The following is a 22,994-nucleotide window of genomic DNA, read 5'->3' as shown; positions in this document are numbered from 1 at the left end:
GTCGGCTCGGCCGCGGCGGGCGGACCGGGTGGTTGCCCGGTCCGCCCGCCGCGGCGGGTCTTCGGGAGGGGCCGGTCAGGACCGGGCGACGAGGCTCGCCGGGCGCATGTCGGTCCAGTGGGCGTCGACGTAGTCGGTGCAGGCCTGCAGGGAGTCCTCGCCGTGGACGGCGGTCCAGCCGTCGGGGACCTCGGCGAAGGCGGGCCACAGGGAGTGCTGGTTCTCGGCGTTGACGAGAACGAAGTAGCGGGCGTCGTCGTCCTCGAACGGGTTGGTGGTGTTGCTCATGAGGGAGTGCTCCTTTTTGTGCAGGTGCGGTTTGTGCAGGTGAGGTGGGAGAGGGTCAGGAGAGCCGGTGAGCCGCGGGTGCGGCCTCCCGGAAGCGGGCGGCGAGTTCGGCGACGGTGGGCCCGGCGAACAGGTCGCCGATGCCCGGTCCGTCCTCGCCTGTGCCGAAGGCCTCGCGGATGCGGTGCAGCAGTGTCATGGCCAGCAGCGAATGGCCGCCGAGCTCGAAGAAGCTGTCGTCGACCGCGACTTCGGGCAGCCCGAGGACGTCGGCGAAGACGTCGCACAGCGTCTTCTCCGCCACGTCGCGCGGGGCGCGGCCCGTGCCGCCGGCGGCCATGTCGGCGGCGGTGGGTACGGGGAGCGCCTTGCGGTCGAGCTTGCCGTTGACGGTCAGCGGCAGCGCGTCCAGGACGACGAAGGCCGACGGGACCATGTACTCGGGCAGGGACGCGGCCAGCGAGCGGCGCACGTCGGCGGCGTCGACGTCCCCGGCGGCGGGAACGTCTCCGGCGGGCACGAGGTAGGCGGCCAGGCGCTTGACGCCGGGGGTGTCCTCGCGGACGACCACGGCGGCCTGGGCGACCGAGGGCAGGCCGGTCAGGGCGTCCTCGATCTCCCCGGGCTCCACACGATAGCCGCGGATCTTGACCTGGTCGTCGGCCCGGCCGAGGAAGTCCAGCAGGCCGTCCCTGCGCCACCGGACGACGTCGCCCGTGCGGTACATCCGCGCGCCGGGCTCGCCGAAGTCCGCGCCGAAGGGGTCGGCGACGAACCGGCCGGCGGTCAGGCCGGGGCGGTCGAGGTAGCCGCGCGCCAGGCCGACGCCGGACACGTACAGCTCACCGGGAACGCCCACCGGCACCGGCCGCAGCGCCGCGTCCAGCACGTAGGCGCGCGTGTTCCAGATGGGACGGCCGACGGTCGCGGTGTCGCTGTCGAGCGTGCCGCCGCCGAGCGTGTTGATCGTGTACTCGGTCGGGCCGTAGAGGTTGTAGCCCATGAGGCCGGGCGTCTCGCACAGCCGCGTCCACAGCGACTCGGGGACCGCTTCGCCGCCGAGGAGGACCAGGACGGGGCGGTGGCGGTCCTCGTCCAGCAGCCCGCATTCCACCAGTGCCTGGGCGTACGACGGCGTCACGTTGATGACGTCGACGGCCTGCTCGGCGCAGTAGGCCGCCAGGCCCTCGGCGTCACGGCGCAGGGACTCGTCCAGGACGTGCACCTCGTGTCCTTCCACGAGCCACAGCAACTCCTCCCACGACATGTCGAAGGAGAACGAGACGGTGTGCGCGATGCGCAGCGTCCGGCCGCCGGCCGCCTCCACCACGGGGTTGAAGATGGCCTCGCGGTGGTTCAGGAGCATGTTGGTCAGACCGCGGTAGGGCGTGACGACACCCTTGGGACGGCCCGTGGAACCCGACGTGAAGATGACGTACGCGGCGGCGTCGGCATCCACCCGCGCGCCCACCGGCCCGTCCGGCAGTCCGGCCAGCTCGGCGGCGACGGCAGCGTCGTCCAGCTCCACGCGCGGGACCCCGTCGACCTCGGGCATCCGGGCGCGCGCCGTGGAATCGGTGAGCAGGACGACGGGTTCCGTCTCCTCGACCATGTAGGCGAGCCGGTCGACGGGGTAGTCCAGCTCCAGCGGCAGGTACGCGGCTCCGGTGCGCAGCACCGCGAAGAGCGCCGCCACCATCTCCAGCGAACGCGGCAGGCCGAGGGCCACCACCTTCTCCGGGCCTGCGCCGCGCGCCAGCAGCAGACGGGCGAAACGGTTCACCCGGGCGTCCAGCTCGGCGAACGACCAGACGCGGCCGCCCGCCACCAGGGCCACCGCCTCCGGCGTGCGAGCGGCCTGCTCGGCCAGCAGGTCCGCCACCGAGGCGTCCGGCAGCTCGTGCCCCGTCCGCGCCCACTCCCCCAGGACCGCGTCCCGCTCCTCCTGCGTGAGCACGTCGAGGGTGCCGATGCGGCGGGCCGGGTTCTCGGCCACCTGGGCGAGGAGGGACAGGAGCCGCTCCACGAGGGCCTCGGCGGTGGAGCGGTCGTAGAGGTCGGCCGCGTACTCGAAGGCGATGTCGATCTCTTCGGTGCTCGGCGTCTCCTCGAAGTTGAAGTCGAGCTCGAACTTCACGGCGCCCAGCTCGAACGGGAGGATGCGGCTCTCCAGGCCGAGGAGCCGGCGGGCCTCGCCGTCGCTGTTGCGGTACCCGAGCATCACCTGGAACAGCGGGTGACGGCCGGGGACGCGCGGCGGGTTGACGGCCTCGACCAGGCTGTCGAAGGGCAGGTCCTGGTGGGCGAAGGCCGCCAGGTCGTGCTCCCGGACGCGGCCGAGCAGTTCGGTGAACGCCGGGTCGCCGGACAGGTCGTTGCGCAGGACGAGCGTGTTGACGAAGAAGCCGACGAGCCCGTCGAGCGCGGCGTCCGAGCGGCCCGCGACCGGGGCGCCGAGGGGGATGTCGTCGCCGGCGCCGAGCCGGTGCAGCAGGGTGGCGACGGCCGCCTGCAGGACCATGAACGTCGTCGTGCCCGTGGCGGTGGCGGCGTCGCGCAGCCCGCGGTAGACGGCCTGCGGCACCTGGGCCCGTACGGTGTCGCCGCGGAGGCCGGTGGCCGGGGTGCGCGGGCGGTCGGTGGGCAGGGCCAGTTCCTCCGGGAGCCCGGCGAGCGCCTGCTTCCAGTACGCGGCCTCGCGGCCGTGCAGGCTCTGCCCGTCCGCGGGGTCGCCCAGCAGGTCGCGCTGCCACAGCGTGTAGTCCGCGTACTGGACGGGCAGCGGCTGCCAGCCGGGGGCGGTGCCGCCGGCACGGCTTGTGTACGCCGTGGTGAGGTCGTCCACGAAGGGCAGCATCGACCACTCGTCACCGGCGATGTGGTGGAAGAGCAGCACCAGGACGTGGTCCATGGGGCCGATGTCCAGCACGGTGACACGCAGGGGCAGTTCGCGCGAGAGGTCGAAGCCGTGCCGGACGGCCGCCTGGACGTCGGCCTCCAGCGCCTCCTCCGTGGTGGTGACGACGTGCAGCGCGTCGGCGGGGGCGGGCGCGTCGAGGATGCGCTGGACGACGCGGCCCTCGTGCTCGGCCACGACGGTGCGCAGGCTCTCGTGGCGGGCGGTCACGTCGGCCACGGCGAGGCGCAGCGCGTCCGTGTCGAGCGCGCCGCTCACCCGGACCACGAGCGGGACGTTGTACGTGGCCCCGGAGGCGTCGAGGTTCTGCAGGAACCACATGCGGCGCTGGGCGTGCGAGAGGGGCAGTTCGGCCGGGCGCTCGCGGCGTACGAGTGCGGGCCGGTCGTCCGTGGCCCCGGCGGTGCGCTCGGCGAGGGCGGCCGGGGTCGGCGCCTCGAAGAGGTCGCGGATGGCGAGGTCGGTGCCGAGGGCCGTACGGATCCGGCTGACGAGGCGGGTGGCCAGCAGGGAGTGGCCGCCCAGGTCGAGGAAGTGGTCGTCGGGGCCCACGGGGCCGGTCCCGAGCACCTCGCCGAACAGGGCGCACAGCTGCTCTTCCCGGGGGTTCGCGGGAGCGCGGCCGGTGCCGGTCGCGCCGAGGTCCGGTGCGGGGAGGGCCTTGCGGTCGAGCTTGCCGTTGACGGTCAGCGGCAGCGCCTCCAGGACGACGAACGCGGACGGGACCATGTACTCCGGCAGGGACTCCGCCAGCGAACGGCGGACGGCGGCGACGTCGACGTCCGCGGCGGTGGGAACATCTCCGGCGGGCACGAGGTAGGCGGCCAGGCGCTTGACGCCGGGGGCGTCCTCGCGGACCACGACCGCGGCCTGCGCCACGGTGGGCAGTTGTGCCAGGGCGTCCTCGATCTCGCCGGGCTCGACGCGGTAGCCGCGGATCTTGACCTGGTCGTCGACGCGGCCGAGGAAGTCCAGCAGGCCGTCCCTGCGCCACCGGACGACGTCGCCCGTGCGGTACATCCGCCCGCCCGGCTCGCCGAAGGGGTCCGCGACGAAGCGGCCCGCCGACAGGCCCGGACGGTTCAGGTAGCCGCGGGCCAGGCCGACGCCGGAGACGTAGAGCTCGCCCGGGACGCCGACCGGGACCGGGCGCAGCCATGCGTCGAGCACATGGGCCCGCGTGTTCCGGATGGGGCGGCCGACGGTGGCGGTGTCGCTGTCGAGCGTGCCGCCGCCGAGCGTGTTGATCGTGTACTCGGTGGGGCCGTAGAGGTTGTAGCCGATCAGGCCGGGCGTGTCCTTCAGCCGCTGCCACAGCGACTCCGGCACGGCTTCGCCGCCGAGGAGGACCAGGACGGGGCGGTGGCGGTCCTCGTCCAGCAGGCCGCACTCGACGAGCGCCTGGGCGTAGGAGGGCGTCACGTTGATGACGTCGACGGCCTGCTCGGCGCAGTAGGCCGCCAGCCCCTCGGCGTCACGGCGCAACGACTCGTCCAGGACGTGCACCTCATGGCCCTCGACGAGCCACAGCAGCTCCTCCCACGACATGTCGAAGGAGAACGAGACGGTGTGCGCGATGCGCAGCGTCCGGCCGCCGGCCGCCTCCACCACGGGGTTGAAGATGGCCTCGCGGTGGTTCAGCTGCATGTTGGTCAGACCGCGGTAGGGCGTGACGACACCCTTGGGACGGCCCGTCGAGCCGGAGGTGAAGATGACGTACGCGGCGGCGTCGAGATCCACCCGCGCCTCCACCGGCTTGTCCGGCAGACCGGCCAGCTCGGCCATGACGGCAGCGTCGTCCAGCTCCACGCGGGGAACCCCGTCGACGTCCGGCATGCGGTCGCGCACGGAGGAGTCCGTGATCAGGACGACGGGTGCGGTCTCCTCGACCATGTAGGCGAGCCGGTCGACGGGGTAGTCCAGCTCCAGCGGCAGGTACGCCGCACCGGCGCGCAGCACCGCGAAGAGCGCCGCCACCATCTCCAGCGAACGCGGCAGGCCCAGGGCCACCACCCGGTCCGGTCCGGCGCCGCGGGCGAGGAACAAGCGGGCCAGGCGGTTCACCTGGGCGTCCAGTTCGGCGAAGGTCCACACGCGCTCGCCCTCGACCAGCGCCACCGCGTCCGGCACGGCCGCCGCCCGCTCGGCCAGCAGGTCCGCCACCGAGGCCTCCGGCAGCTCGCGTTCCGTGGCGGCCCACTCGCCCAGGACCGTGCCGCGTTCCGTCTCCGTCAGCACGTCGAGGTGCCGGACGAGCACGCCGGCGTCCGAGGTGATCTGTTCCAGGAGGGAGACGAAGCGGTCCGCGTGCTCCTCGACCGTCGCGCGGCCGAAGACGTCGGGGCGGAACTTCCATTCGAAGCCGATCCGGTCCCCCGGGTTGGCCGCGAAGATCAGCGGGAAGTGGGTGGCGTCCACGTCGGTGACGTCGTCCACGCCGAGGGCCTGTCCGATGCGGTCGCGCTCGTCCTGGTCGACGGGGGTGTTGCGCAGCACCTGGAGCGTGTCGAAGAGGCGGCCCGCTCCGGCGGCGCGCTGGATGGTGCCGAGGCTGAGCTGGTGGTGCGGAAGGAGGGCCGCCTGCTCGCCTTGGAGGCGGGACAGGTAGGCGGCGACGGTCTCGTGCCGGTCGAGACGGGCGCGGACCGGGACGGTGTTGAGGAACATGCCGATGGTGCGGTCGATGCCCGTCAGCTCCGCCGGGCGGCCGGAGACGGTGGTGCCGAAGACCACGTCCTGACGACCCGTCAGCCCGGCCAGGAGCAGGCTCCAGACGCCCGAGAGGACGGTGTTGAGCGTCAGGCCGTGGGTCCTGGCGTAGCCGGTGATGCGGGAGCTGAGGGCGGCGGTCAGCTCGGTGACGTGCTCCTCGGGCAGCAGGGCGGCGCGTTCGCGGGCCTGCGGGGCGATGAGCGTGGGCTCGTCGACGCCCGCGAGGGCGGAGCGCCAGGCCACTTCGCCGGCGGCGGTGTCCTGGGTGTGGAGCCAGGCGAGGAAGTCGCGGTAGGCCAGGGGCCGGTCGTCGGCCGGGCCGGGCTGCGGGAGGGCTCCGCCGGCCACCAGGGTGTGGCAGCAGGCCAGGAGCTCCTGCAGGAACAGGCCGGTGGACCAGCCGTCCCACAGCAGGGTGTGGTGGGTGACGAGGACGTGCTGGCGGCCGTCGGGGGTGAGGACGGAGGACAGGCGCACCAGGGGCGGGTCGGCGAGGTCGAAGCGGGTGCGGGCCTCGGCGTCCTGCAGCCGCCGCAGCTCGGCGTCGGCGGCCTCGGGGGCGAGGGTGCGCAGGTCGGTCTCGGTGACGGGCACGGTGGTGCCGGCCGGGATGAACTGGACGGGCCGGTCGAGTCCGTCGTGGAGGAAACCGGCGCGCAGGTTGGGGTGCCGGTCGAGGACGGCGGTCACCGCGGTGCGCAGGGTCTCCGCGGGGACCGGGCGGCGCAGGGTGACGACGTCGCGGGAGGTGTAGACGTCGAGGGCGTCCTCGTCGTAGAGGGCCTCGAAGAGCAGGCCCTGCTGGAGCGGGGAGAGCGGCCAGATCTCGGTGACGCCGGGGACGGCGGCGCGGACGGCCGCCGCGTCCTGCGCACTGGGCTCGGGCAGTTCGGCGGCGGCCGCCGGGCCGGTGGTGTCGCCGGCGGGCGCGCCGTGGCCGGCCCGTTCCGCCAGTCCGGCGGGGGTGCGGCCTTCGAAGACGTCGCGCGGGCTGAGGGTGAGCCCTGCGGCGCGCGCGGCTCCGACGAGGCGGATGGAGACGATGCTGTCGCCGCCGAGGCGGAAGAAGTCGTCGTGGACGCCGACGCCGGGGAGTTCGAGGACCTCGGCGAAGAGGGCGCACAGCGCGGCCTCGGTCTCGGTGGCCGGTTCGCGGTCGCCGCCGGCCGTGGTGAGTTCGGGGGTGCCGTCGGGCAGGGCCTTGCGGTCGATCTTGCCGTTGACGCTCAGCGGCAGCGCGTCGAGGGTCACGAAGGCGGACGGGACCATGTATTCCGGCAGCCGGGCGGCGCAGGCCTCGCGCAGGGCGTCGGGGTCGGCGCCGGTGCCGGTGCCGGGGACGACGTAGGCGACGACGTGCTGGGCGCCGGCCGCGGTGGTGCGGACGAGGACGGCGGTGTGCCGGACGGAGGGTTGGGCGGCGAGGACGGCCTCGATCTCGCCGAGCTCGATGCGGAAGCCGCGGACCTTGACCTGGTCGTCGGTGCGGCCCAGGTACTCGACGGCGCCGTCGGCCCGGCGGCGGACCAGGTCGCCCGTGCGGTACATGCGCGTCCCGGCCGGGCCCTGCGGGTCGGCCACGAAGCGCGACGCCGTCAGCCCCGCGCGGTCGAGGTAGCCGCGGGCCAGCTGGACGCCGGCGAGGTAGAGCTCGCCCGGCACGCCCACCGGTACGGGGCGCAGGGCCGCGTCCAGCACGTGCAGGCGGGTGTTCCACACGGGACGGCCGATGGGGACGACCGCGGCACCGGGCTCGGCGCGGTGGTACGTCACGTCCACGGCCGCCTCGGTCGGCCCGTACAGGTTGTGCAGCTCGGTGCCCGGCCACAGGGCCGCGAACCGGTCCACGGCCGCGGCGGGCAGGGCCTCGCCCGAGCAGAAGACGCGACGGACGCCCCGGAAGGCGCTGCGGATCGTCTCGTCCTGCTCCGCGGCGGCGGTGAAGGCGGTGAGCATCGACGGGACGAAGTGCGCGGTGGTGACGGAGGCCTGCCCGGCCAGCGCGGCCAGGTAGTCCGGCTCGCGGTGGCCGCCGGGCCGGGCCAGGACGACGGCCGCGCCGCTGACGAGCGGCAGGAAGAACTCCCACACCGACACGTCGAAGCTCGCGGGGGTCTTCTGCAGGATCCGGTCCCCGGCGCCGATCCCGTAGGCGTCGCGCATCCAGTCCAGGCGGTTCACGATCGCCTCGTGCGTGACCACCACGCCCTTGGGCCGGCCGGTGGAGCCGGAGGTGTAGATGACGTAGGCGGCGTGCTGCGGGCCCGCCGCGGGCTGCTTCGGCTGGGCGGCGGCGCGGGGCGCGTCGGCGAACAGGACGGGCACGTCCTGCAGCCAGGAGAGCCGGGGGCGCTCGGCCCCGGTGGTCAGCACGCACACGGGCGCGGCGTCGTCCGCCATCCCGGCCAGGCGCTCCGCGGGGTGGTCGAGGTCCAGCGGGAGGTAGGCGGCGCCGGACTTCAGCACGCCCAGCAGGGACACCATCAGCTCGGCGGAGCGCGGCACGGCCACGGCGACGATCCGGTCCGCTCCGGCACCGGCGGCGGCCAGCTCGGCGGCCAGGCCGTCCGACAGCTCGTCGAGCTGCCGGTACGTCAGTTCGCGGCCCTCGTACACCACGGCCGTCGCGTCCGGCGTCGCCGCCAGCTGCTCGGCGAACCGCGTGACCAGCGTGCCGCCGGGCACCGGCCGGTCCGTGGCGTTCCACTCCCCCGCCAGCGAGCGGCGCTCGTCGGGGAGCAGCAGGTCGAGCCGGGCCAGCGGCGTCTCGGGGGCGTCGGCGAACAGGGTGAGCAGGTGCAGGAAGCGGTCGGTGATGCGCTCGGCGGCCGCGCGGTCGAAGACGTCCGGGCGGTAGCCGAGCTCCAGGCGCAGGGTGTCGCCGGGCAGGACGCGCATGGTCAGCGGGTAGTGGGTGGCGTCGCGGGCGCCGAGGCCGGTGACCCGCAGGCCGCCGGTGGCCGCGGCCGCGCCGAGGACGCCGTGGACGTCGTCGCTGCCGGCGTAGTTCTCCACCACGAGCAGGGTGTCGAAGAGGGGGCCTTCGACGGGGGTCAGGCGCTGGATGCCGCCGAGGCCGAGGTGCTGGTGGTCCATCAGGGCGGCCTGCTCGGCCTGGACGGCGGCGGCGGTGGCGGCGAGCGTGGCGCCGGGTGCCAGGCGGACGCGGACCGGCAGGGTGTTGATGAACAGGCCGACCATGGCGTCGGCGCCGGGCAGGTCCGCGGGACGGCCGGAGACGGTGGTGCCGCTGACGACATCGGTGGCGCCGGTGAGGGAGCCCACGAGGACGCCCCACAGCGTGTGCAGGACGTTGCCGAGGGTCAGGCCGCGGGTCCGGGCGGCGACGGTGAGGGCTGCGGTGAGGTCCGGGTCGGCCTCGGCCTCCACGTCCGCCGGTTCGACCGGGGTGCCGAGGCCGGCTCCGGGGGCGACCGGGTGGGCCTCGGTGATGCCGTCGAGGGCGGCGGTCCAGGCGCGCCGGGCGGCGTCGGTGTCCCGGCCGGCGAGCAGTTCGAGGTGGTCGCGGTAGGGGCGTACGGGCGGCAGGGCGGCGAGGTCGCCGCGGGAGCCGGCGAGGGTGAGCAGCTCCCGGACGAGGATCGGCATGGACCAGCCGTCGAGGAGCAGGTGGTGGCAGGTGACGACGAGGCGGGCGGTGTCCGGGCCGAGCCGCAGCAGGGTCAGCCGCAGCAGCGGCGGTTCGGCGAGGTCGAAGCGGTGGTTCCAGTCCTGCTCCATGGCGGCGCGGACCGCTTCCTCCTGGACCGGCCGGTCGGCGGCGAGCGCGGTGAGGTCGAGTTCGCGGAGCGGGGTGTCGACGTGGCGCTGGACGAACTGGACGGGGTCCTCGCCGTCGTCGTACCAGAAGCCGGCGCGCAGGTTGGCGTGGCGCTGCAGCAGCGCGTCCGTGGCGGCGGCCAGGTCGGCTGTGGCGAGGGGGCCGTCGAGGTCGAGGTGGGACTGGACGACGTAGACGTCGCGGGAGCCGTCGTCGTAGACGGCGTGGAAGAGCAGGCCCTCCTGCAGGGAGGACAGGGGGTAGACGTCCTCGAGCGCGGATCCGGCGCCGGAGTCGTCTGCCGGGTTCAGGTCGGTGGAGTCAGTCATGGTGGCGCTCTCGGTCGGGGAGTCGGCAGGGGTCGGTTCGTGGGTGCGGCGGCCGGTCATCGGCGCCTGCGCAGGCGGGATTCCAGGCGGTCGATGCGGGCCTGGTCCAGGGAGACGAGGCGGACGTCGGAGGGCGTGATGCCGCCCGCGCCGGGGCCTTCGGCGTGCCGGGCGAGCGCGTCGAGGGCGTCGAACCAGCGCGTGGCGAGGGCGGCGACCTGCTCCTCGGCGAACAGCGCGTGCGGCCAGCTCCACTCGACGGCCAGCTCGGGCCGGCCGTCGGCGCCGGAGACGACGACGGCGTCGATCTCCAGCGGGTAGGGCGCGGGCATCGCGGCGTCGGGGGCGGCGCCCTCGGCGACGGCGGCCCGCTCGGCGTCCGGGGCGAAGGCCCAGTGACGGGAGCTGCCTGCGCCGGCTTGACGGTCGGTGCGGCCGCGGTAGTTGAACAGCAGCTGCGAGCCGGGGAGGGCCGCCAGGGCGGGAGCGGTCTGGGCGTTGAGGTGGCGCAGGAGGCCGTGGCCGAGGCCGCGGTCGGGGACCGCCCGCAGCTGTTCCTTGACCTGCTTGAGGGCGGCCCCGGCCTGCCGGCCGCCGGCCAGGGCGTCGGCGAGGTCCACGGCACTCACGTCCAGGCGGACGGGGTGGACGGTGGTGAACCAGCCGACGGTGCGCGACAGGTCCGGGGTGAGGCCCGCCGTGTCGCTGCCTCCGCGCCCGTGGCCCTCCAGGTCGATCTGCAGGGCGCCGGTGTACGCGGCGGGCAGGGCGGGGTTGCCGGTGCGGCGCCAGTCGGCGGCGGCCAGGGCGAGGGCGGCGAGGAGCACGTCGTCCACTCCGGCCGAGAAGGCCTGCGGGACGGCGGTCAGGAGCGGCCTGGTGCGGTCCGCGGGCAGGGTCCTGCGCAGGGTGCGCAGGGTGGCCGTGGTGTCGCGGCGCGGGTCGGCGGCGGTGCGGGAGAGCGGGGCCTGCGGCCCGGCCAGCGCGGTGCGCCAGTAGGCGGCTTCGGCCGTGCGGGTGCGGGTGTGGGCGTGCTGCAGGAGCTGCGCGGCCCAGGCGCGCGGCCCGGTGGCCTCGGGGTCGAGGGCGGGGGCGCGGCCCGCGGCGCGGGCGGCGTAGGCGTCGGCGAGCTCGGGGAGCAGGATGCGCCAGGAGACGCCGTCGACGGCCAGGTGGTGGACGGTCAGGAGCAGCCGTCCGTCCGCCGCGGGCCCCGCGTCGCACCACAGGGCGCGCAGGACGGTTCCGGTGTCCGGGTCGAGTGCGGCGGCGGAGGCGTCGGCCTCCTTGGTGAGCAGGTCGTGCAGGGCGGTCGTGTCCAGGCCGGTGATGTCGGCGCGGCGCAGTACCGCCGGGTCGGTGACGGCGGGGGCCTGGGCGGCGGGCAGGACCTCCTGGGTCCACAGGCCGCCGGTGCGGTCCAGGCGCAGGCGCAGGGCGGGGTGGTTGCGGGCGAGGTCGGCGAGCGCCTCGCGGAGCGGCCCGGTCCGGAGCCCGGCAGGGACGGTGAGGAGGACGGACTGGTTGAACCGGTCGATCGGGCCGCCGCGTTCGCGCAGCCAGTGCACGACGGGCAGGGGCGGCAGTTCGCCGTCCTCTTCGATCGCAGGCGCTGCCTGGGTGCCGGCCGGCTCGTCGTCCTCGCGGCGGCCCGCGGCGGCCAGGGCGGCCGGGGTGGGGTGCTGGAAGACGTCCTTGGCCGCGATGGTGAAGCCGGCCTTGCGGGCGGCGCTGACGAGCTGGATGGAGACGATGCTGTCGCCGCCCAGGGCGAAGAAGTTGTCGTCCTCGCCGACCTCGGGCAGGCCGAGGATGCCGGCGAACACCTCGGCCATGGCGGCGGCCGGGCTGCCGCTGTGCCGCGCGGGGACGGCCGGGCGGGCGGTGGCGCGGGCGGGCTCGGGCAGGGCCTTGCGGTCGAGCTTGCCGTTGACGCTCAGCGGCAGCGCGTCCAGGAGGGTGACGGACGCGGGGACCATGTGCTCGGGCAGCCGCTCGGCGAGGGCGTCGCGCAGGTGCTGCGGCCCGGGGTCCGCGCCCGGGGCGGGGACCGCGTACGCGACGAGCTGCGGGGCGCCGCCGGGTGCCAGGGGGCGGGCGGTGACGGCCGCCTGGGCGACGGCGGGCAGGGCGCTCAGGGCGGCCTCGATCTCGCCGAGTTCGATGCGGAAGCCGCGGACCTTGACCTGGTCGTCGGTGCGGCCGAGGTATTCGACGGCGCCGTCGGCCCGGCGGCGGACGAGGTCGCCGGTGCGGTACATGCGCTCGCCGCTGCCGGAGGGGTCGGCGACGAAGCGGGAGGCGGTCAGGCCGGGGCGGCCGAGGTAGCCGCGGGCCAGCTGGTCCCCGGCGAGGTAGAGCTCGCCGGGCACGCCCACGGGGACGGGGCGCAGGGCCGCGTCCAGCACGTGCAGGCGGGTGTTCCACACGGGGCGGCCGATGGGGACGACGCCGGCGCCGGGCTCGGCCCGGTGGTGGGTGACGTCGACGGCGGCTTCGGTGGGCCCGTACAGGTTGTGCAGTTCGATGTGCGGCCACAGGGCGGCGAAGCGGTCGACGGCGGCGGCGGGCAGGGCCTCGCCGGAGCAGAAGACGCGGCGGACGCCGGCGAAGCCCGCCCGGATCGCCTCGTCCTGCTCGGCGGCCGCGGTGAACGCGGTGAGCATGGAGGGGACGAAGTGCGCGGTGGTGACGGCGGTGCGCGCCGCGACCTCTGCGAGGTGGTCGGGTTCGCGGTGCCCGCCGGGCCGGGCGAGGACGACGGCGGCGCCGCTGACCAGCGGCAGGAAGAACTCCCAGACGGAGACGTCGAAGCTGGCCGGGGTCTTCTGCAGGATCCGGTCCTCGGGGCGGATGCCGTAGGTCTCCCGCATCCAGTCCAGGCGGTTGACGACGGCGTGGTGGGTGACGACGACGCCCTTGGGGCGGCCGGTGGAACCCGAGGTGTAGATGACATACGCGGCGTGCTGCGGCCCGGCCGCGGCCGGTGCGGAGGCCGGTGCGGGGACCGGTGCCGTACGGGGCCGGTCGGCGAGGACGACGGGCACGCCGTCCAGGTGCGGGAGCCTGCCGCGCTCGCCCCCGACGGTGACCACACAGACCGGTGCGGCGTCCTCGGCCATCATGGTCAGGCGCTCGGCGGGGTAGTCGAGGTCCAGCGGCAGGTAGGCGGCGCCGGACTTGAGGACGCCGAGGAGGGCGACCATCAGCTCGGCGGAGCGCGGCACGGCCACGGCGACGATGCGGTCGGGTCCGGCACCGGCCGCGGCGAGCTCGGCGGCCAGCGCGCCCGCCTGCTCGTCGAGCTGACGGTAGGTCAGGGTGCGGTCGGCGTGGAGGACGGCGGTGGCGTCGGGCGTGGCGGCCAGGTGCTCGGCGAACCGGGTGACGAGCGTGCCGGCCGGCACCGTACGCCCGGTGGCGTTCCACTCCTCCGCGAGGGCCCTGCTCTCGCCCGGGCTCATCACCTCGACGCGGTCCACGGGGCGGCCGGGCGCGGCGAGGGCCTGGTCCAGCACGTGCAGCAGCCGGTCGGCGAGCAGCTCGGCGGTACCGCGGTCGTACAGGTCGGCGGCGTGGATGACGGTGAGGTCGGTGTGCGCGCCGTCGGCGGACTCGACGAAGGTGAACGCCAGGTCGAAGCGGGCGGCGTGCAGCGGGTCGGGCAGCAGCTCGGTGCGGGCGCCGAGCAGGGCGTCCAGGCCCGCGGCCTCCTTGCGGTGCTGGACCATCACCTGGAACAGCGGGTGGCGGCCCAGCGAGCGCTCGGGGCTGACGATCTCGACCAGGCGGTCGAACGGCAGGTCCTGGTGGGCGAGCGCGCCGAGCACGGTCTCCCGTGCCCGCTCCACCAGCTGGTCGAAGGTGGGCGCGGCGCCGCCCTCGGGCGCGCTCAGGTCGTGGCGCACGACCAGGGTGTTGACGAAGAAGCCGACGACGTTCTCCACGGCCTCGTCGGCGCGTCCGGCGACCGGGGTGCCGAGGGCGACGTCGGTGCTGCCGGCCAGGGCGCCCAGCAGCAGCGCTCCGGCCGCCTGGGTGACCATGAACGGGGTGACGCCGGTGCGGTGCGCGTAGTCGCGCAGCGCGCCGTGCAGGGCGTCGGGCAGGCGCAGCCGGACGGCGCCGCCGCGGCCGCTCGGCTCGGCCGGACGCGGGCGGTCGGCGGGCAGGGCCGGCTCGTCGGGCAGGCCGGCGAGGCGCTCGGTCCAGTACGCGGTGAGGCGCTCGGCGCCCGCGGGGTCGTCCAGCAGCTCCTGCTGCCAGAGGGTGTGGTCGGCGAACTGCACCGGCAGCGAAGGCCAGACGGGGGCGTTCCCGCGGCGGCGGGCCGCGTAGGCGGTGTCGAGGTCGCGCAGCAGCACCCCTTCGGACCACTCGTCGCCGACGATGTGGTGCAGGGCCACGCACAGGACGTGGGTGGAGGCGCCTGCGGTCAGCAAGGTGGCGTGGACCGGGGGTGCGGCGGCGAGGTCGAAGGCGCGGGCGCCGGCCTCGGCGACGGCCTCCTCCAGCCGCTCCGGGGCCACCTCGCGCACCTCGAACGGTACGTGGGCCTCCTCGGGGGTCAGCACCTTCTGCCGGGGGCGGCCGTCGGTTTCGGGGAAGGCCGTGCGCAGCGCCTCGTGGCGGGCGACGACGTCGGCGAAGGCGGTGCGCAGCGCCCCGGCGTCGAGCGCGCCGTCGATGCGCAGCGAGCAGGGGATGGTGTACGCGGTGCTCGGGCCCTGGAGCTGGTGGAGGAACCACAGCCGGGCCTGGGCGGGTGACAGCGGCACCTCCTGCGGGCGGGGCCGGGCGGCGGGTCCGGGGCGGTCGGCGCCGGTGGCGTCGAGGCGGCGGGCGAGGGCCGCGGGGGTGCGGGCCTCGAACAGGTCGCGGACCGTGGTGTGCCGCTGCAGGGCGGTGCGGATGCGGCCGACGAGGCGGGTGGCGAGCAGCGAGTGGCCGCCGAGGGCGAAGAAGTCGTCGTCGGCGCCGACGGAGGGCAGGCCGAGGGCGCTCGCGAACGCGCCGCACACCAGGGCCTCGCGCTCGTCGCGCGGTGCGCGCCCGCCGGTGCCGCCGGCGGCGAAGTCGGCGGCACCGGGCTCGGGCAGGGCCCGGCGGTCGAGCTTGCCGTTGACGTTGAGGGGCAGCGCGTCGAGGACGACGACGGCCGACGGGACCATGTACTCGGGCAGGCGCGCGGCGAGCGCGGCCCGCAGCGCGGCGGGGTCGGCGCAGGCGCCGGGCGCGGGGGCGACGTAGGCGACGAGGCGCTTGACGCCGCTGTCGGCCGCCCGGGCGAGCACGGCCGCCTGGGCGACGGTCTCCAGGTCGTTCAGGGCGGCTTCGATCTCGCCGGTCTCGACGCGGAAGCCGCGGATCTTGACCTGGTCGTCGTCGCGGCCGAGGTAGTCCAGGGTGCCGTCCGCGCGCCACCGGACGACGTCTCCGGTGCGGTACATGCGCTCGCCGCTGCCGGTGAACGGGTCGGCGACGAAGCGGGAAGCGGTCAGCGCGGGGCGGCCGCCGTAGCCGCGGGCCAGGCCGGGGCCGGCGATGTACAGCTCGCCGGGGACGCCGGCCGGGACGGGCCGCAGGCGGGCGTCGAGGACGTGGACGCGGGTGTTGGCGATGGGACGGCCCACGAACGGGGTGGGGCTGTCGTCCAGTGCGGCGCCGAGGGTGTCGACGGTGTATTCGGTGGGGCCGTAGAAGTTGTGGCCGATGACGCCCTCCGTCTCGCGGATGCGGGTCCACAGGGCGTCGTCGACGGCTTCGCCGCCGAGGAGGAAGAGGACGGGTCGGTGGCCGTCGCCGTCGCTCTCCCCTTCGCCTTCGCCGTCGAGCAGGCCCCACTCGACGAGCTGCCGGCCGAAGGACGGGGTGACGTCGAGGGTGTCGATGCGGTCGGCGCGCAGGCGGGCGGCCAGCGCCTGCGGGTCGCGGCGCAGCTCCTCGTCGTAGACGTGGAGTTCGTGGCCGCAGATGAGCCAGAGCAGCTGCTCCCAGGAGGAGTCGAAGGAGAACGAGGCCGTGTGCGCGGCGCGCAGGCGGCGGCCCCCGGCGGCCTCGACGGCGCGAGCGAAGACGGTGGAGCGGTGGTGGTCGAGCATGTTGACCAGGCCGCGGTGCGGCACCTGGACGCCCTTGGGGCGGCCGGTGGAGCCGGAGGTGTGGATGACGTAGGCGAGGTCGCCGGGGGCGGGCCGCTGCAGCGTGACGTCCGCGTCGTCGTCCGTGGTGCCGTCCGCGACGTCCTCCGCGTACAGCGTCGTGAAGCCGTCCCCGGTCAGGACGGGCAGGCGCCCTGCGGTCGGACGGGTCGTCAGGACCGCGAGGGGGGCGGCGTCCTCCAGCATCAGGGCGACGCGCTCGGCCGGGTGGTCGAGGTCCACGGGCAGGTAGGCCGCGCCGGACTTGAGCGTGCCGAGGACGGCGGCGACGAGCTCCGCCGAGCGAGGCAGGGCCAGGGCCACGACCGTGTCCGGGCCTGCGCCCAGGGCGGCGAGGCGGCGGGCGAAAGCGTCGGCGCGGGCGTCGAGTTCGGCGTAGGTGCGGCGCTCGTCGCCGCAGACGACGGCGGTCTCGCCGGGGGTCGTGGCCACCTGGGCCTCGAAGGCGTCCACGACGGTGCCCTCGGGCACGTCGCGCGCGGTGGCGTTCCAGGTGTGCAGGAGGGTGTGCCGCTCGGCCGGGGCGAGGACGTCGAGGGAGCCGACGGTGGCCCCCGGGCGGTCCGCCATGGCGGCGAGCAGGCGCAGCAGGCGCCGGCCGAGGTCGGCGGCCCGGTCGGCGGTGAAGGCGTCCGGGCGGTACTCGACGGTGATGCGCGGCGCGTCGCCGGGGAGGGTGAGGACGGTCAGCGGGTAGTGGGTGGCGCCGCGGTTGCCGATGCCGGTGACACGCAGGCGGCCCGGGCGGCCCGCCGGGTCGGCGGCGGTGAGCTCGTCGGGGTCGACGGGGTAGTTCTCGAAGACGAGCAGGGTGTCGAAGAGCGTGCCGAGCCCGGCCTGCGCCTGGATCCCGGCGAGGCCCGCGTACTGGTGGTCGAGCAGCCGCGACTGCTGCTCCTGGAGGCGGGCGAGCGCGGCGGCGACGGTCTCGTCCTCGTCCAGGGCGAAGCGCACGGGGACGGTGTTGCTGAACAGGCCGACGATCGATTCGACGCCGGGCACGTCGGCGGGGCGGCCGGAGACGGTCGCGCCGAAGACGACGTCCGTGCGGCCCGTGAGACGGCTGAGCAGGACGGCCCAGGCACCCTGCACGAGGGTGTTGAGGGTCAGGCCGTGGCTGCGGGCGAGCGCGGTCAGCGCGGTGGCGGTCTGCGCGGGCAGCGGCAGGTCCACCTCGCCGGCGCGCGTGCCGCTGTCCATAGGGGCCTCGGCGGCCAGGGTCTCGGCGAGCAAGGTGGGGGCGGTCAGGCCGTCCAGGGCCCCGGCCCAGGCCGTGGCGTGCTCCGTGTCGTCCTGGCGGGCCAGCCAGGCCAGGTGGTCGGCGTAGGAGGCGGCGGGCGGCAGGGCGGAGGCGTCGCCGCCGGCCGCGTAGGCGCTGATGATCTCGCGCAGCATGACGGGCGTGGACCAGCCGTCCATCACGATGTGATGGCGGGTCAGGACGAGGCGGTGCCGCTCGTCGCCCGTGCGCAGCAGGGCGCAGCGCAGCAGGGGCGGCCGGGTGAGGTCGAAGGGCGCGGTGGCCTCGGCGGTCTCGACGGCGTCCACGGCGGCGTCGAGGTCGCCGGCCGGGGTGCCGGTGAGGTCGTGCACGGTCCACGGGACGGTGACCTGCCCGGCGACGGTCTGCAGCGGCCGGTCGGCGCTGGTGTGGTCGAATCCGGCGCGCAGGGCGGGGTGGCGCTCCACGACGGCGTCGACGGCCCGGCGCAGGGCCGCTTCGTCCAGCGGGCCGGTGAGGTCCAGGCCGGTGACCGAGGTGTACAGGTCGTCGGCGGCGGTCTCGTAGAGGGAGTGGAAGAGGAGCCCGTCCTGGAGCGGGGAGAGCGGCAGGACGTCCGCGGTGCCGGGGCGGGCGGCCAGGACGCGGTCGAGGGCGTCCTGGCCGATGCCGGCGAGCGGCACGTCGGAGGGGGTGAGCCCGCCGGCGCCGGGGCGCGCGGCGTAGGCGGTCAGGGCGTCGAGGGCGCGGAACCAGCGGTCGGCGACCTCGTGCACGGCGTCCTCGGCGAGGACGCCTTCCGGCCAGGTCAGGACGGCGGTCAGCTCGGGGCCCGCGGGCCGGTCGTGGACGAACGCGCCGATCTCCAGGGCGTGGAGGGCGGGCAGCTCCGGGTCGGCGCTCGCGGCGAAGGCGTCGCCCGCGGTGCTCCAGGGGCTGTCGTCGGTGGTGAACCGGCCGAGGTAGTTGAAGAGCAGCTGCGGGGCGGGGTACGCGGCGAGCACGGTGCGTGCGGCGGGGTCGAGGTGGCGCAGCAGGCCGTAACCGGTGCCGTCGTCGGGCAGCGCGCGCAGCTGTTCCTTGACGAGGGCGAGCGCCCGTCCCGCGGCCTCGCCGCCGGCGGCGGCGTCGGCGAGGTCGATGCCGTCGAGGCTCAGGCGTACGGGGAACTCGCTGGTGAGCCAGCCGACGGTGCGGGCGGTGTCCGCGCCGGGCACGAGGTGGTCCTGGCGTCCGTGGCCCTCCATGCGGATCAGCAGGTCGCGCTGCCGGCCGGCGAACGCGAGGGCCAGTCCGGTGAGCAGCACGTGGTCGACGCCTGCGCGCCGGGTGGCGGGCACGCGGTCGAGGAGCGGCGCGGTGCGCTCGGCGGGCAGGGTCAGGCGGAGGGTGCGGCTGGTGCCGACGGTGTCCCGGGCCGGGTCGACGGCCCGCTGGCCGAGCAGGGGCCCGGCGCCCGGGGCGAGGATCTCCTGCCAGAGCGGCAGCTGGGCGCGGACGGCGTCGCCGGTGGCGGCGGCGTTCAGGCCGAGGGCCCAGCGGCGCAAGGGCGTGCTCGCGGGGGCGAGTTCGCGCCCCTCGTAGGCGTCGCGCAGGTCGGGCAGCAGGATGCGCCAGGAGACGCCGTCGACGGCGAGGTGATGCACGGCGAGCACGAGCCGCCCGGGGGTGTCCGGGCCCAGGTCGCACCAGGTGGCGGCGAGGACGACGCCGGCAGCGGGGTCGAGCCGGTCGGCAGCGGCGTCCCGCTCGCGGCCCAGGGCGTCGTCGATCCCGTCGGCGGGCGTGCCGGTGAGGTCGGCGCGGCGAAGGACGACGTCGGGGGCGGCGGCGAGGGGGAGGATCTCGGTGACCCAGTCCCCGGCGCCGGGGGCACCGTCGATGCCGCCGTAGCCACCGGAGTCGGGACGGACTGCAGCTACGGCCGGGGCGGACTGCGGCCCGGCGGCGGACCGGCGGCGGGCGCCGACGGAGGCGGCCCCTGCGGCAACGGGGACCCCGGCGCCAGGAGCATCGGCGATCCCACCGTGGCCACCGGAGCCGGGACGGCCCTCGGCGGCGGACTCCGGACCGGCCGCGGACCGGCTACGGCCGCCGTCGGCGGAAGCAGCCCCTGCGAGGTCGGCGGCGGGCGTCGCTCCGGCCAGGGCACCGCGTACGGCGGTGTCGCCCGCGGGAGCGGACTCCGGCGCGGCATCGTCACCGCCACCGCCCGGCACCAGTCGCATCCGCAACGCGTCATGACGCTCCGTCAGAGCGGCGAGAGCCTTCGTGAGGCGCTCGGGGGCGAGGCCGGGCGGGAGCGTGACGACCGTGGTCTGGGCGAAGCGGCGGATCGGGCCGCCGCGGGCGCGCAGCCACTCCGTGATGGGGGTCGCCGGCATCGGGCCGGTCGCGTCCTCGCGGAGGTCCGCGGGGGCGGCGTCGCCGTCGAGCCGCTCGGCGACGGCCGCCACGGCGGCGACCGTCTTGCGTTCGAAGACCACGCGGGGCGTGATGCCCCAGCCGGCCTGGCGGGCGCGGCTGCCCAGCTGGATGGCGGAGATGCTGTCGCCGCCGAGGGAGAAGAAGTTGTCGTCGGCGCCGACGGCGTCCAGGCCGAGGATCTCGGCGACGAGGGCGGCGAGCACCCGCTCGGCCTCGGTGCGCGGCGGGCGCGATGCCGCGGCCGCGGCGGGGGCGGGCTCGGGCAGGGCCTTGCGGTCGAGCTTGCCGTTGAGGCTCAGGGGCAGCGAGTCCAGGAGCATCACGACGGGGGGCACCATGTGCTCGGGCAGGGTGGCGGCCAGGCCGGTGCGCAGGGCCTCGGGGTCGAGGCCGGCGCCGGCGGCCGGGACGGCGTAGCCGACGAGGCGGCGCGCGCCGCCGGGGGTGACTTCGCGGGCGGTGACGGCGGCCTGGGCGACGCCGGGGAGCGCCTCCAGGGCGGCTTCGATCTCGCCGAGTTCGATGCGGAAGCCGCGGATCTTGACCTGGTCGTCGGTGCGGCCGAGGTATTCGACGACGCCGCCGGGGGCCCACCGGACGAGGTCGCCGGTGCGGTACATGCGTTCGCCGTCGCCGCCGTGGGGGTCGGCGACGAAGCGGGAGGCGGTCAGGCCCGGCCGGCCGAGGTAGCCGCGGGCGAGCTGGTCGCCCGCCAGGTACAGCTCGCCCGGGACGCCGACCGGCACCGGCCGCAGGGCCGCGTCCAGGACGTAGAGGCGCGTGTTCCACACGGGCCGGCCGATGGGGACGATGCCCGAACCCGCCTCGGTGCGGTGGTAGGTGACGTCGACGGCGGCCTCGGTGGGGCCGTAGAGGTTGTGCAGGGGCACGTCGGGCAGCGCGGCGTACCAGCGGTCGACGACGTCGCCGGGCAGGGCCTCGCCGGAGCAGAAGACCCGCCGCAGTCCCCCGCAGGCGGCGGCCGCGGCGGGCTCCTCCAGGAAGGCGCGGAGCATGGACGGGACGAAGTGCAGGGTGGTGATGCGCCGGTCGGCGATGAGCCGGGCCAGGTAGGCGGGGTCCTTGTGGCCTTCGGGGCGGGCGAGGACGACGGTGGCGCCCTCGCACAGGGCCCAGAAGAACTCCCAGACGGAGACGTCGAAGCTGGCGGGGGTCTTCTGCAGGACGCGGTCGTCCCGGCGCAGCCGGTAGGCGTGCTGCATCCAGGCGAGCCGGTTGACGATGGCGCGGTGGGTGACGACGACGCCCTTGGGGCGGCCGGTGGAACCGGAGGTGTAGATGACGTAGGCGGCGTCGTCCGGCCCGGGGGCCGTGACGTCCGTGCCGGGGGCGCCGTCGGCCGCGTCGTCCAGCAGCAGCGCGGCCTCGCGGGCGGCCTGCGGGAGGCGGTCGAGGACGGCGGGGACGGTGACGACGCGGACCGGGGCCGCGTCCTCGACCATGGCGGCGAGCCGCTCGGCGGGGTAGTCGGTGTCCAGCGGCAGGTAGGCGGCGCCGGACTTCAGGACGCCGAGGAGGGCGACCATCAGCTCGGCCGAGCGCGGCACGGCCACGGCGACGATCGCGCCGCGGCCGGCACCCGCGGCGGTGAGCGTACGGGCCAGCGCGTCGGCCCGCGCCTCCAGTTCCCGGTAGCTGGTCTCCTCGTCCTCGAAGACGACGGCGGTCGCGCCGGGGTCGGCCGCGGCCCGCTCGGCGATGAGCCCGGGGAGGGTGGCCGGAGCGACGGCGTGGCCGGTGGCGTTCCAGGTGTGCAGGACGTTCTCGTACTCGCCGTCGGCGAGGAGCCGCGCCCGGTCGAGGGCGAGGGCGGGGTCGGCGGCGAGGCGCCCCATGAGGTCGGTGCAGCGCTCGGCGTGCGCGGCGAGGGTGGCGGCGTCGTAGAGCGCGGGGTTGGCGTCGAACTCCAGGTGGAGGACGTCGTCGGGGCTCTTGCTGACCGACACCGACAGGTCTTCGACCGGCCCGGACGCGAGGTTGACCGTGTGTCCGGGGATGCCGGCGAAGTCCAGGTCGAGGTCGAAGGGCTTGAGGTTGAGCATCGGCCCGTGGAGCCGCTCGTCGCTGCCGACGAGGCCGAGATCGCGCCGGATGTCCTCGCCGCGGTAGTGCTGGTGGCGGCGGGCGTCCTTGAGTTCGCCCGCGGCGCGCCGGATCAGGTCCGGGAGGGTGTCGGCGCCCTCGACGGCGAGGCGGACGGGCAGCACGTTGACGGCCATGCCCGGCACGCGCATGGTGCCCGGGGCGCTGCGGGCCATGAAGTGCATGCCGAGGACGGCGTCGGTGGTGCCGGTCATGCGGTGCAGATAGGCGGCGACGGCGGCGGTGGCGGCCTCCGCCCAGGTGCCGCGGACGGCGGCCGCGCAGTCCAGGACGGCGGCGGAGCGCTCGGCCCCGAGGCTGGTGCGGTGGCGCAAGGAGGTTCGGGAGGCCTGCGCGGTCTGCTCGGTCAGACCGGTGACGCGGGGGCGGCCGGCGTGCCGGGCGGTCCAGTAGGCGCGGTCGTCGTCCGGCTTTCCGGAGGCGAGGTAGGCGGCGTCGGCGTCGGCCAGCCGGGCCACGGGCTCGAACGGGGAGGCGGGCACCTCCTCGCCGCGGACGAGGGCGGTGTAGACGGCGGCGACGCGCCGGGTGAAGAGGGCGACGCTGTAGCCGTCGACGACGAGGTGGTGGAAGTACTGGAACCACAGGTGGTGGTCGGGGGCGACGGTCACCAGCAGGGAGCCGGTCAGGGCCGGAGCCGCGCCGGAGCCGTCGGTGGGCTCCAGGCGCGGCGGGCAGGCGAGCTGGTCGCGGACGAGTTCCACGGCGGCGTCGACCGGGGAGGCCGCGCCGGTGGTGTCGAGGCGGGGCAGGTGCCAGGCGGCGGCGTCGAAGGGGACCGGGAGCGCGACGGTGCGGCCGTCGCGCTCGGCGAGCCGGACGTGCAGGCCGTCGGCCTCGGCGAGGGTGCGGCGGAGGGCCTCCTCCAGGGCGGCGGTGTCCACCGCGCCCCGGAGTTCCACGTACTGGCCGACGTTGTAGCTGGGGTTGTCGGGGTCGATCCGCTGCGCCGCCAGCACTCCCTCCTGGGCTCGCGTGAGCTCCAGGATCCGTCCTGCGTCGCTGGTCACCTCTGACATGCCGGCCTTCCGGG

At 75.8% G+C, this 22,994-nt stretch carries 3 protein-coding genes; all 3 read right to left on the bottom strand.

Annotated elements, in window-relative coordinates; translation table 11 throughout:
* Positions 1 to 75: 75 nt before the first annotated feature.
* Genes AS857_RS12300 through AS857_RS12290 form a run of 3 tightly spaced genes read right to left on the bottom strand, consistent with a single transcriptional unit; the run spans position 76 to position 22,980 of the window.
* Complete coding sequence (locus AS857_RS12300; protein ID WP_058043147.1) at positions 76 to 288, bottom strand: MbtH family protein; 213 nt, start codon at positions 286 to 288, stop codon at positions 76 to 78.
* A 55-nt stretch (positions 289 to 343) separates the two neighbouring features.
* Complete coding sequence (locus AS857_RS12295) at positions 344 to 10,027, bottom strand: non-ribosomal peptide synthetase (protein WP_160330218.1); 9,684 nt, start codon at positions 10,025 to 10,027, stop codon at positions 344 to 346.
* A 56-nt stretch (positions 10,028 to 10,083) separates the two neighbouring features.
* Entirely contained in the window at positions 10,084 to 22,980 is a 12,897-nt protein-coding gene (locus tag AS857_RS12290; protein ID WP_058043145.1) for a non-ribosomal peptide synthetase, read from the bottom strand.
* Between the last annotated feature and the right edge of the window lie 14 nt (positions 22,981 to 22,994).

The organism is Streptomyces roseifaciens (genome assembly GCF_001445655.1).
GTDB classification, from domain to species: domain Bacteria; phylum Actinomycetota; class Actinomycetes; order Streptomycetales; family Streptomycetaceae; genus Streptomyces; species Streptomyces aureoversilis.
The sequence above is the reverse complement of the archived record's forward strand: the minus strand, read 5'-3'. Positions and strand labels throughout refer to the sequence as shown.